9 protein-coding genes are annotated in these 12,906 nt (G+C 46.9%); 2 read left to right on the top strand and 7 right to left on the bottom strand.

The genetic code is table 11. The features are described from left to right. Positions 1-115: 115 nt before the first annotated feature. Positions 116-1,282, bottom strand: coding sequence for an iron-containing alcohol dehydrogenase (locus ACO03U_RS13105; RefSeq protein ID WP_423104917.1), 1,167 nt, complete (start codon positions 1,280-1,282; stop codon positions 116-118). 317 nt (positions 1,283-1,599) lie between these two features. Between ACO03U_RS13105 and ACO03U_RS13100 the strand changes: the two genes are divergently transcribed. After that, entirely contained in the window at positions 1,600-2,619 is a 1,020-nt protein-coding gene (locus ACO03U_RS13100; protein WP_204686507.1) for a PocR ligand-binding domain-containing protein, read from the top strand. A gap of 100 nt (positions 2,620-2,719) precedes the next feature. On the opposite strand, the gene ACO03U_RS13095 is transcribed toward ACO03U_RS13100, so the two are convergent. Both ACO03U_RS13095 and ACO03U_RS13090 read right to left on the bottom strand, forming a co-directional pair. After that, positions 2,720-3,304: a polymer-forming cytoskeletal protein gene (locus ACO03U_RS13095; protein WP_161870521.1), complete on the bottom strand. Its 585-nt coding sequence runs from the start codon at positions 3,302-3,304 to the stop codon at positions 2,720-2,722. 125 nt (positions 3,305-3,429) lie between these two features. After that, positions 3,430-3,750: a nucleotide pyrophosphohydrolase gene (locus ACO03U_RS13090; RefSeq protein WP_270790491.1), complete on the bottom strand. Its 321-nt coding sequence runs from the start codon at positions 3,748-3,750 to the stop codon at positions 3,430-3,432. A gap of 226 nt (positions 3,751-3,976) precedes the next feature. Here ACO03U_RS13090 and ACO03U_RS13085 point away from each other — a divergent pair, with 226 nt between their 5' ends. Further along, positions 3,977-4,228, top strand: coding sequence for a hypothetical protein (locus tag ACO03U_RS13085; RefSeq protein WP_204686510.1), 252 nt, complete (start codon positions 3,977-3,979; stop codon positions 4,226-4,228). 60 nt (positions 4,229-4,288) lie between these two features. On the opposite strand, the gene ACO03U_RS13080 is transcribed toward ACO03U_RS13085, so the two are convergent. The 4 genes from ACO03U_RS13080 to ACO03U_RS13065 form a co-directional block, all read right to left on the bottom strand. Then, complete coding sequence (locus tag ACO03U_RS13080; protein ID WP_204686512.1) at positions 4,289-4,768, bottom strand: pyridoxamine 5'-phosphate oxidase family protein; 480 nt, start codon at positions 4,766-4,768, stop codon at positions 4,289-4,291. Positions 4,769-4,918: 150 nt separating this feature from the next. Continuing rightward, positions 4,919-6,799 (bottom strand): pilin N-terminal domain-containing protein, encoded by a 1,881-nt coding sequence (locus ACO03U_RS13075; RefSeq protein WP_204686513.1) that lies wholly within the window; start codon positions 6,797-6,799, stop codon positions 4,919-4,921. Positions 6,800-6,815: 16 nt separating this feature from the next. Continuing rightward, positions 6,816-8,204, bottom strand: a complete 1,389-nt coding sequence (locus ACO03U_RS13070; protein WP_204686515.1) for a pilin N-terminal domain-containing protein — start codon at positions 8,202-8,204, stop codon at positions 6,816-6,818. Further along, on the bottom strand, positions 8,201-12,367 hold the full coding sequence (locus tag ACO03U_RS13065; protein WP_204686517.1) for a vWA domain-containing protein: 4,167 nt from the start codon (positions 12,365-12,367) through the stop codon (positions 8,201-8,203). The genes ACO03U_RS13070 and ACO03U_RS13065 overlap by 4 nt, the downstream gene beginning before the upstream one ends. Positions 12,368-12,906 lie beyond the last annotated feature (539 nt).

Here is a 12,906-nt window from a genome sequence, read left to right as displayed (position 1 = left end):
GATAGAAACTTGCTTAGACTCTATTTTTTTAAAGCTTACCCTTCATAGGCTGCTTCAAACAAAGCGACGATATCGGCGCGGATAGAAACTTGCTTAGACTCTATTTTTTTAAAGCTTACCCTTCATAGGCTGCTTCAAACAAAGCGACGATATCGGCCTGGTTGCCTTTTCGAGGATTAGAAAAGGCATTGCCATCTTGCAAGGCATTTGCGGCCATCAATTCGAAGTCTTTTGGATCCGCACCGATGGATTTGATGTTTGCGGGGATACCGACATCTTCAGAGATGCGTTCCAAGGCTGCGATCCCTTTTTCGGCTGCGGCCATTTGGGAGAGACCGTCGATGTTTTCTCCAAGCATCACAGCGATGTTGGCAAAGCGTTCTGGACAGGCAATCATATTCCAACGTTCCACTGCGGGCATCAAGACTGCGCAACAAACACCATGGGGCGCATCATATTGGCCTCCAAGTTGGTGAGCCATCGCATGTACGTAACCGAGGTCCGCATTGTTAAAGGCCATGCCGGCTAAAAGTGAGGCATAGGACATGTTGGTGCGGGCTTCTAAATCATGACCGTTAGCCACTGCCCGGCGTAAATACTGACCGATTAGTTTGATACCTTGTTCAGCTTGAGCGTCAGTGATGGGATTGCGGTTTTCCGACACGTAAGACTCGACGCAGTGGCATAAGGCATCCATCCCGGTAGCAGCTGTCAATTTTTGTGGGACATCTAGCATTAACAAAGGATCATTGAAAGAGACTAGTGGTACATTGCGCCAAGAAACCACGACAAATTTCAAGTGGGTTTCTTCATTGGTCAACACGGCATGGCGGGTAATTTCTGAGGCAGTTCCGGCTGTGGTATTGACTGCCATCAATGGAGGAAGCGGTTCAGTCAAAGTTTCGATACCTGCCAATTTGGTCAAATCTTCACCATTGGATAAGAAAATACCGATTCCTTTCCCACAATCATGGGCAGAGCCACCCCCCACGGTGATAATGGAATCACAGCTAGCTTCTCGGTACATCGCGGCACCGGCATGGACGTTGCGGATTTTGGGATTGGGTTCGACACCATCAAAAATAACGTAGTCTACGCCAGCCGCTTGTAAGCTTGTTTCAGTTTGCTTCACGGGACCATTTTCCATATTTCGCAAAAAACGATCGGTAACAATCAAGGCTTTCTTCATATGAAGCATGTTTGCTCGGTCACCGATTTTCTCGATCACTCCTGGCCCAAAGAAATTCACACTAGGCATCATAAAATCAAAATTGGTTTTCACTATAAATCGCTCCTTTTTATTCCTCAAAGACTCTATTTCGACCAACAACTGACGACGGTGACAAGATACGCACTTTTCTAGAGGATTGCTCAAGAAGCCTAATCTTGTGAATCTCGTCACGATTTCTACTAGTATCCTAAACCCTCGGACAGTAAAAAGCATGACACTCGGATAGCCAATTTTGACGAAAATCGATAGGATTATCTTGCAAAATAGTCTTTGTTTGTTATTTTCCATAGAAGTTATATACTAGAAGTCATCAGAGCTTGCTCATTTATTTTTCGAACTGGCTCTCACTCACCAAGGAGGAGGTCACCATGGCAGCATCTTTTGAATTGCAACAAGTTTTGGATCTGGAAAAATGGGCACAACTACAAGAAAAAATAGCCCTTGCCACCAACTTAGCGATTATTTTGGTGGATTATCGTGGCAAACCAGTCACTCGTCACAGCCAAGTTAAACCTTTTTGTCGTTTGGCTCGGGCTCACCCTACCTTAGCTGTTTACTGTGAAAAATGTGATGCCCGCGGTGCTCTCGAAGCAGTTCGAACTGGGGAGCCTTTTATTTATCGGTGTCATTTTGATATTTTAGATATGGCAATTCCGATTTTGGTAGATGATCGCTATGTGGGAGCCATCATGGCAGGGGAAATCTTAGCCACCGAGGAACAGTCCACTTTTGAACAAGTACTAAAGCTGGAGGACCATCCTGAAGTCGCTGCCTTTAAGGCCCAACACCAAGAGCTGATCGACGCTTATCCCCGGCTGCCGGCAACCGCGATGCACCATGCAGCCGCCATGTTAGAGCAGTTATGCGAGTATATCGTCAGTGAAGCTATAAAAAAGGAATATTTAGTACAAGCCTACAAGCAGTCCTTGCGTATTCAAGCACAGCCACTTACTTCCGAAAGCTGGTCAACACCGAAAGACTCTACCAATTTGGCCTATCTCCAAGAAGAACTCCGCCAAAGCTTATTGATTCAGCGCTTGTCAGAAAATAGCATCTATCAAGCCAAAAATCAGCAACTCCAACCAGCGATTGATGCCGTTTTTGCTAATAAAAACGCCCACTTGGACTTAGGGCAGTTGGCCGCTTTAGTGAATCTCAGTCCCACCTATCTCAGTCGCTTGTTACGAGAAGAGTTTGGGGAACCTTTCAGCCAAATCTATGCTAAGTTGAAAGTCTACTGGGCCCAAGAATTGCTGCAAAACAGCGACTTACCGATTGCTGAAATTAGTGATGCCTTGGGTTTTGTGGAACCAAGCTATTTTATTCGCTCTTTTAAAAAAATTGTTGGCACCACACCTTTAAAATGGCGCCAGGCAAAGGGGCGATAAGAACGCTCTGCATACAAAAAAACGCTTCTTACCTCTCCATGTTTGGATCAGTTAAGAAGCGTTCCTATTATTCTTTTAGAAAAGCTGTCATGGCGTTAGCTTATTCGCTAACAGTTACTTCGCCTTCTACTTTGGCACCATTTTCTTCAAGTTTAGCTGAGTCTTGGTATTCTTGTTTTTCGAAAGTGACGTTGCCAGTCACTGTCGCGCCGTCAAGGACGAAGCCATTTGCTTTTACCAAAACATCCCCAGTTACCGTCCCGTGAACGATGTTTAAGTTTTCGGATTCGACGATCAATTGTGGTACGGTGATGTTGTATTCAGCAGTTACATTACGATCTTTATCTTGAGAGTACAACGCCAATTTACGATAGATGTCGGCAGAAGCGTCCCCTTTGTCATGGAATTCGCCAGCGACAGTCACATCTTTATCAAAAGTCATATCTTGCGTCACACCGACAATCCAGTTACCGTCTGCACTCAAAGCTTTTTCAATCACACTAGGATCTGCGCTTACAGATGCTGTGGAAAGAACTTCAGGTGCACTTGAGGCTGTCGTTTGTTCAGTAGCTGCTGAACTGCTTGCTGCTGAGCTATCTGCGGTATTGTTGTCACTGCTACATGCGCCTAAAGTGATAGCTAACAAGGCCAAAGCAGAGACACTTGCGATTTTTTTCGTAATCATAAAATAGAACCCCTTTTCTTTTTTAGTGAGAATCACTATCAATTAAATGATACTACCCTCTAGCGGAAAAGGAAAACTATATGCTTAGCAACGCTGTAGGGCGCTAAAGGGAAATAACGCTGACCCTAACCCTTTTTTCCTTTGCTAGTTGCTACGGGATATTTGATAGCATTTTTTACCAGTTTTTCAGCAATGATTTCGTCGATGTCAAAGCCGAGATTATCTGCCATCATGTAGGCATAAATCAAGACATCGGCGATTTCCTCTTTCAAATGCTCTTGGTCCACCTTGGCTTCTTCTGCCGTGCGCCACTGAAAAATCTCCAATAATTCGTTGGCCTCAAGCGAAATGGAAATTGCCAAATCTTTCTCATTATGAAATTGGCGCCAATTTCGTTCATCACGAAACTGATTGATTAAGGCCATGCTCTCCTTTACTTTGGTCATGTGCTCTCCTTCTTTCTCCTTAGATAATGAGCTGTGAAGCTGCTCCAATGAATCTTGACCTTTTCACTATACGCAAAATCTGAAAAATCTGCAAAAAAGATAAATTTTTACTCATAACCACCATTTTTTGTGAAGTTTCTCTATAATACTAGCAGCAGGAGTCTCGCCTAACTTGCAAATGATAGTCAAAACAAGAATTAATTCTTCAATTACAAGGAGTTTTTCTATGGAACTTATCAGCGGTTTGATTTTTTGGATACCCGTCACGCTCTTTATCCTCATCTTGCTGCGAATCATCAATTGGGATAAAGAACGGGTCAATATCGCCTTGTTAACAGGATTGTTGTTGTTTTTTATTTGGCAAGTCCTCGAACATCGCCACTTTGAACCCAGTTGGCTTTTGGCGCTACGGATTAGCGGCCTCTTTTTGTCCTTAGTGGCGTTAATCCTCTACCTCTTAAAAATCACCAAAAAATAAAATAGATAAACACGGCTCGCCCTCTGGCAGAATCCAGATTGCGAGCCGTGTTTTTATCTTTTAACCTTGATGGGTCACTGTTTTTGTGACAAAATCTATCGCTGTCCGCTTACCTTCGTGAGGAAAGTTCCACAAGCCCTGTTGCAAAGTAATCTTCAAAATACAAGTATTCGGATCCTCATCGTTATTTGCCTCTTGGTACCATTCAGCAAACACTTCTCGCAAGCGCTCAGCAATTTCAGCATTTTGTGGATCTTTCGTCCAGCCCAAGTTTTCTCCATAACCGGTGGCAGTAAAACTTTCCACAACATAACACAACGCCACATTGGGATTGGCTGCGAGTTGTTGCATTTTTTTGGTGGTGGCATAAGTCGTGGTGTAAAAGGCCCCATCTTGATAATAGGAATCTACAAAGCGCGTGTCCGGCATTGGCTGCCCGCTCTCTGAGGTTTCCAAAGCAATCGTAGCAATTCCAATCAAATTATCCTTATTGCCAAACTTTTCTTGTAGTTCAGTTAGTGCCTGCTGAAAATCATTCATTTACAAATCCCCCATCTGTATGCTTTTTTCCCCAAAGTAAGAAAATGAATTTTCCCCTTACAAATAGTTTAACAAAAGATGGCGCCAAGGGGAAATTCAAACCCAGGGAAAAAAGCGACTGACAGATGGTCTAGGCCAAGGGCTAGCGGGCTATTTCCGTCGTTTTCGAGTTTCCTTCACCGTCACTTTTGAGCCTTCTTTGCGAAAATACCAGAGGGTACCGCTAATCATCATCAACCCTAGTAAGCCAAAGCCTAACATGCCGACACCGCCAGTTGCTGGCAAAGTGCCTTTTGGTTTGTTGAAGATGGTTTGACGGGTTTTGCCGCTGTCAGCTGTGACCGGTACTGTTCCTTGACTCAAAACGTAACCCGCTGGTGCAGCGATTTCCTCTAGTTGATAAGTGCCAGCACCACTCAAACCATAAACACCAAAATCCCCAGCAGCATCTGAAAGTAAGAGGCTAGCCTCCCCTTTGTTGGTCGTCCATTTCACATCATACCCTTTTGCTAAACCGGTGACTTCAGCTAGCTTGTCGGGTCCATTGAAGAGTTGCAAGTACTGCCCTTCTACATTTTTCAAGACAAACTTAGCCCCCGCCAACGCTTCTTGGGTATAAGCATCTTTTTTGCGGAAGATTTTCCCATAGGTTTTGATGGTCTTGCGGGCGGTGCGGTGGGTAAAATTATTTTTAAAGGTTACTTGGTTTTCGATTTCTCCCAAAGTATCCCCTAAGACTTGCATCTTCACATCAAAGGTCAAGGTCTTCCCCGCATAAGGTACTAGTTGCTCTGGCTCGCTGAAAGTTAGGCTAAAACTCCCCGCTGTGGCTGCAAAACTAGTGGCAATGTCGCTAACGCTAACACCACCATAACGCAGAGAATCTTTGATGGCCGTCTCATCTGCGACTAACGCCAAAGTATCAGAGTAGCTATCCACAAACTGATACAGGCTGTAATGGCGGATATCTTGGGGGATCACACTGGAGATAGTATAAGTAACCACTTGTCCCCGGTCCACCCCATCATCATCTACCGTTTTTTCCACTGGCGGCACTTGATAGTTGTAGGCAACCGCTGATGGCCGATTCTTTAGCAGATTTCCTTGTAAATCATAGTAGCTATATGTGACAGTCATTTCCGAAGTCACATGAGCCACCACAGCAGCAGGGGTTTTGTAATGGAATAACAGGGAGTCATTTGCTTGCAGCCCGGCTTTGGCTACGCTGCTATCCATTTCGGTAAAAGTGTAATCTCCCGGTAACAGTGGCAACGCTGGCAAGCTCACCAAGCCGGCAGCATTCGCGGTTAAGATTGCCCCAGCTGGCAGTGGATCGGAGAAGGTCGAATCAAAGGCTGCTGTCTCGGTGTTGTAAAGCTTACCTGTGGGTCCTGTCAAATAAAAAGTAGCACCTGCTAGTGGCGTGGTAGCACCGGTAGGATTGACCCCATATTTAATAAAAGCTAGCGTCAGTTCTTTGATGACATTTTTGGGATAAACATGGACGAGGTTTCGCAGTTGTTGGGTAGCTTCCTCATGTACCGGCAAGCCGAGGATGAAATCCTCCGATTGACTGCCGACCACCCCTGCCGGTCGAATGGTTTCCACAAAGCGATAGACAGCATTTTTGCCACTGCTGGTGAGGGGCAAGGCAAGGTCAGCTACCCCATCCCCATCGGTTAAAGGCGTCGTTGCCACTGGCGTACCGCTGGCGGGGGTGGCCAATAAACTAGCCGTCGCGGTCGCTGTTTTGGCTTCGTTATCCCCGCTAGCGGCTGCATAAGCTATCCAATAAGCACTAGTCACATCATAGACTGAAAAACCAACCCCTGCTAAACCAGTTCCTGGAAAATCAGTCATTTCCCCACCTGTATTAGGTATTTTTTCCGGTAAGGTGGTGTATTGCATCTTGTGAATCCGAATGGTTTGTTTCGTCGGTCCTGTCGCCCACGCTTGGCTCACCCCAGTAACCAAGAGCCCAATTAATAACGGTAGTAACAGTAGCAGACCTTTAATTTTTGCTTTTTTCATTCGCTTTTTCCTCCTCTCATTGTCCCTTGCGGAAACGATGCTTCCAAAGCGCAATAGCAGTGATGATCAAGGACAAACCAATTAGCCAAAACCCTGTCTTGGTAGCACCAGTCCGCGGCAGTAGTGGCGACTGCCCTTTGGTATCTGGCAGGCTAACAGGTGTAGCAGTGACGGGTGTCGGAGAGGTGACCGGCGTTGAAGGGGGCGGAGGAAGTGGCGTGATGGGAAGCGGCGTCGTATCTGGCTTAATCGGAGGAGCGGTTTTCGAATTAGTAACCTGTGGTGTTTTGCTTTCTTGGGCTCGCAGGGGGATCTCTCCGGTGATTCGTTCTGCCATAGTTTGACCGTTCACCGTCACCAAGGTATCCCAAGTCGGAGGGATCACTACCGGAATTTCTTTGGAAGCAGCACTCAGCTGATAACCTGTGGGAGCTTGAACTTCCTCAAAATAATAAGTCCCTGCTGGCAAAAAGTGTGAATCCGTATCTACCAATCCCGTCTGGTCGGAAGCAAAGACCGCGAGACGTGCATCTGACAAAGGTGAAGCCGCCATCTTCGTAACCCAAGTATTTTCTCCAGTCGTCGTGGTTTCTTCAGCCAGGTATTCTTTTTTATCAGCAGTTTGTCGGTACAAGACAAACTTGGCACCAGTTAAGGGGGCTTGGGCTTTTAGCTGAGCATCCACTTTATAAAAATAGGGACTGCGAAGGTAACTGACATTTTTCGGATAAAGATGTAACGCCTGGCCTTTCGCTTCAACAGCTAAGGGGAAGGTCAACATCAAGGGAAAGGCTTTTTGCGTCAAATCCACACTGACTGTCGTGGCTAGTCCCGTCTCGAGGATCAGATAAGCACTAGCTAGCCCCGCTTGAGTCGGCGCCAGTTGCAAGTGGATGATGCCATCATGAGGCTGTGGGGTCCCACTCTCATCAGGTACCCCAGTCCGAGCCGTGATAAAACTGGTAGCCAATTCAGTAGCCCCCGTCGCCTCCGGATTGATTAAAGGTACCTTGTGCAAAGCTTGGATTTGTTCTAACGCATAGGTGCGATCAGCAAAGTCTTGGGCAAACGTAACCGGCGTCTGCCCAGCTGCTAACGCCTTCTGATATTCTGGCGTAAAATCATACACTTTGAAGATCGCCCCATTCAATGGTAGGGAAGGATCAGACAACAACTCGTCGGTCAAGGTTTGCTGCATATCAGATATTTGGGTTCCTTGATTGTCGTAATGCCATTGATTTACTGCATCTGGCTGCGTCTCTCGCCACTGCCAGTCGCGAAAAAGACGCTTGTGTAAGTAAACCTCCACGACTTCGTTTTGTTCCTCACCCTGAACCACTGTCGGCAAGCTGAGAAACACAGGCACTAGCAACAAAACTAAGATGATGCTTCGTAGGATTTTCATTGTTCCCCCTCCTTGCCTTGACGCTGGGTGACAAAATACCAACTAGAGGCGCCAATCAAAAGGATGGCAAGGATCACGTAGCTCAAACTGCCAAAGCCTCCTGTTTTCGGTAACGGATTGGCAGGATCATTGGTGACGGTAAATTGCAGTTGGTTAGGGTCCTCTCCCGTGGTCAAGGTCACCGTTACTTCTTCGGCAGCTTTACCGGCATAGGAAACGGTCGCTGTGCCATTTTCGGCAATCGTTAATAAAAAGCCCCCTTGTAAGCGCTGATAACCAGTAGGAGCGGTGGTTTCTTTGATGACGTAGGTTCCTGGCGTCAACGGATAAGGCTGGTTTGGATCCGTGCCACTCATAAAAGGCGCCAAACCAGCAGCGTCAGAAGTCGCTGTGGCGAGTACTTGATCCTCACCTGGTAAAAATAATGAAAAGGTCGCCCCGGGTAAGCCTTGCTTGTCGGCGGTAGCCTGCTTGCGGATACTAAGCTCAAAAGGCTTCAACTGGTTCGTAATCGTACCCAAATCCACTTGCAATTGATGATCCGTTGCTGTTACCGAGACTTCCTGATCTTGACCGGCCATGACAAATTTCACTTGACCATCTGCGCCTATCGTGACAGTTCCCAGTTCACCTAAAGCTTGGTAGCCAGTCGGTGACGTGCTTTCCTTCAACACATAACTCCCCGGAAGGACGCCACTGAGTTGGTGACGCCCAGGTACTGCTGCCGTTTCCGCAAAGGTATAGCGGACTTCACCTGCTTGAAGTAGCTGGAAGACCGCACCAGCCAAAGGAAGTGTTCCTGTCTTTTTATGAAGCGTCAACGCTACTGGCAACAGCCGATTTTTGATCTTACCAAGGTGGACAGTTACCCGCTCGGCGGTGGTATCCACCGTGATTGTTTGAGTTACCTCGCCTTTTTTGAAGGTAATCGAAGCATCCGCAGCAATCACCAGGGTACCAATCTCCCCAAGTGGTGCAAAACCAGTAGGCGCTTCAGTTTCTACTAAACGGTAAGTGCCCGGCGCGAGGTCGGTGGCTTGGTGTTGACCGGAGGCATCGTTGGCTTCGGTTAAAGTGATACTCGGCAGCCCTTCTCGTTGCAATTGGAAGGTGGCGCCGACCAAAGCTTTGCCGCTTCCATCAACTTTTGCCAAGGTCAAATCAATGGGTTTTCGTTGGTTGACGATATTTCCAAGATTAACCGTAAGCTGCTCACCGGTGGTATCCACGCTCAACTCTCGCTGACGGCCCTCAAGTAACCACTGAATATTCCCGTTAGCTCCAATCGTCACGGTACCTAGCTGACCCCGTGGGATAAATCCCGGTGGCGCCTTGCTTTCTACTAGTTGATAAACACCGGGAGCTAACTCCGCCACCTGATGCATGCCATCTGCGCCTTCAGTCAAGGTGAAGGTCTCGTCCCCTTTTTTCAACTGAAAGACCGCACCAGTGAGGGCTTCACCAGCTTCATTGGTCTTCTTCAAGGTTAACGTGACCGCTTTCAAGCGATTAACTACTTGATTATTGGTCAAGCCTTGGACGCTACCGTCTGGATTGACCGTCACCGCCAGTGGTTCAAAAGCTTTAAACGGACCTAGTGGACTGATTTCTTCCAACAGGTAGTCCCCGGGAATGACCCCGGTAAATTGCATCTGGCCTTGAGCATTTGCAACGGTTCCCGTATACGTCTGTTCTCCCACTAAGCGAAATTGGGCCCCTGCCAGTTTTGCTCCAGCGCTATCCACTTTGGTCAACGTCAAATCTACCAGTTTCAAATGGCGCACAGAAGGCACCGCGTAGTTTAGTTTGCCGGTACTACTACTGTCCAAGGTCGTTCCACCATTGGTCGGATAAAACTTACCATTTTGGTAGGCAGCTTTTAGCGTGACCCGATACGTGATGCGCAAGCCTTGGCGACCATTGCCATCGATGCCTAAGCTGACATTCGTTGCAGTCAGACCACTCCCGTTGGTGGCAATCGCTACATTGCGAGCGTATTGAGCCCCAGTCGTCGTCGAAACCAATACCGGTGGTGATAGTGCATTGTTTTTCACTGAAAAGCTGTAGGTCTGCAAGCTTCCGGGATTAAAGGTGACATACTCACTCATAGGATCAATGATCGTGCCGACCGAAATCGTATTCACTAGTTCAGCGACAGAAGTGTTAAGGGCGTTGACTAATGAACTGATATCATTGGCACGATAGGAACCAGCTCTTCCCAAGGCATCCACGACCACATTGGCAGCTGTCCCTGTATGAAACCCTACACCGTACCAAAATGGCGTACTAAACTCATTTTGACGTTGTGTGATAAAAGGGAGCGTCTGACTGGAGTAATCACTATTGCCGTTCCCTTCGTAAAGCTGGCTGGCGGTGGTCAGTCGCAAAATCCGGTCGCTGTTCGTCCGACTTTTCGTCGTCAGGGCTAAGGATTGATCGAGGGTCTTACTGTCAGCATACGTCGCTGTCGGATAATAAGTCGGCACGCCATCGGTAATCGTCACCAAGACTTTTGCCACACCGGCCCGCGCTCCATAGCTTGGCGTCGTCAAAAGTTTCAAGCCAGCATCCACGCCAAGAAACGTCGGGGTTCCGCCTGTGGGGGCTTCATTGAAGATCGCATGGTTCATCAAAGCATTGACCCCACCATTACTTGTTCCTACAAACCCCGTCAAGCTAGCCGGCAGATTATTGCCACTAAAGCTAGGAATAGCTGCAAAGGAAGCAATTTCGGCTTTGGTACGCCAGCTATCATCAGAACCCTGATACCCGGAAAACCCGGCTATGCCAATCCGCACGTCTCGTCCCGGGGTAAACATATCCGTGGCAAACTGGCTGACGGCACTTTTCAAACTGTCCCAATTGGCACCGGCCATGGAACCGGATTTATCGATGACAATCACCACATCCACTTGTTTGATTGGCTTAATCGCATCCCCAATCGTATCCAACTGCACTTTGAATTGATCCGGACTGCCAGGAATTGGGGCGACCGTCTTCTTAAGATTGATTCGACCAAAAGTCGTCTGTCCAGCTACCGGTGTACCATATTCATGATACCCATTGACAAAGTTCAAACTACCGGTTTCGGTAACATTGAAAAGCTGGACCCCAGAAGCGTCAGATTTGCCATAATGGTAATTGCGAATATGTTGGTGAACACCACCCGACTGGTTTCCAGACAGATACTCCTCCGTATAATTTGTTGGGTAAATTCCCGTGCCATCGTCTTCATAGCTGAAGTCGCCAGCTAAGGCCGCTAAATTTTGTGGCACTGCTGTAGGAAAATTATTCACCGCCCGGGGCCCACTAATCGTAGGCGCGGTCACTGGGCTGGAGGATTCCGTGGTTGATTCATTGGTTGACTCAGTCGTAGGGACAGTGCTCACTTCGCTTTCTGTCGTCGGTGCAACTGGTTCTATCGAGGTGGCCGTCTCTTCATCAGTAGCTACAGGCAAAGTCGTTGCTGTTGCGGCCTCAGAGGTTGTCGTGGTTTTTGCTGGAGAGACAGTTGTAGCTGTTACTTCTTCACTAGCATGTGGTGAGGTTGCTGTTGCTGAGGTCTCCAAGCCTTCTTCACTATTGGAAGTACTAGTGGCTGCTGTTGTTGTAGCTTGTTGCCGGGGTTCGATGCGATGAGGACCACTTTCTGCTGGGGTCAAGCTGTTGTCAGTCAGAATTTCTGAGTTCTCTGACCGTTTCTCGCCATCAATTTGGTCTTGACTCGTTTTGGTAGACCGCCCCAACGACCACGTCTTAGTAGCCAGTTGCAACGTAATTTCAAGAGGGGTTTGTCCGTCTGTCGTCATCTCTAACTGACCCTGACTTTGAGGGCTAAAATCAGGTTCCACCCACCAATCATCGATTTGCTGCCAACCATTTGCAGCAGTGACGACACCCCCTGCGCCCAACTTCACTTTTAAACGGGAGCTATCAGCTGCCTCAATCTGCTTTTTGTCATAGGTTACTCGCCAATGATTTTGCCTGTCCGTCGTGTTTTCCTGAGTGACCGCCACCGCTAACCGTTGATTGTTCACTAATTGAACGGCTGTTTCAGTCACGGCTTCCGCTTTCAAGGGGAAAAACGCCGCCAACTGGAGCACGTATGGTACCACCAACGCCAACATTAAGAACACCGCAAAGAGTCGTTTTTGTTTGCCCATGTTCACCCTTCCTTTCTCCAGACACCTGATACCGATTCCTACAAACAGTTGCTCAAAGCCAACTAACCAACCAAATAAAAAACCTTAGCAGCAAGTAGTGAAAAGAATATTCGTTTTTTATTTTTTATTATTCCGGACGTTCTTGATCCTTTCCCCTCAAAAAAACAGTTTTTTTTACATTATTACAATAAGCTAAAATCTTCTATTCGCCGTAATTATATAACATAAAATAGTTCAAAATCTATAAATTTGTCTGTGATTTTTGACACATTAATCCTCCTAAAAATTAGGCTAACCTACCTTTTTCTTCCGATAAAGAAATCAAGATTAAAATTATCAGAATCATCAGATAAAAAACAAAATAATACAGCTCACTAGGCTGATCAAATCCGCTATCAGGTGGCTTTTCCGCTTTTCTTTTTTCTGATTGTTACCCGCCAGACAAAGTAAGCCCCTGTTCCCTTCACCCGAAAATACGTTATTCAAATAAAATTAAAAAACGATACTCTATCCGTATTTAAGATAAAAAACCTGCTCTA

The sequence above is a fragment of the Enterococcus diestrammenae genome, from assembly GCF_049384045.1.
In the GTDB taxonomy this organism is placed as follows: Bacteria; Bacillota; Bacilli; order Lactobacillales; family Enterococcaceae; genus Enterococcus_C; species Enterococcus_C diestrammenae.
This window is presented reverse-complemented; position numbering and strand designations above follow the sequence as displayed.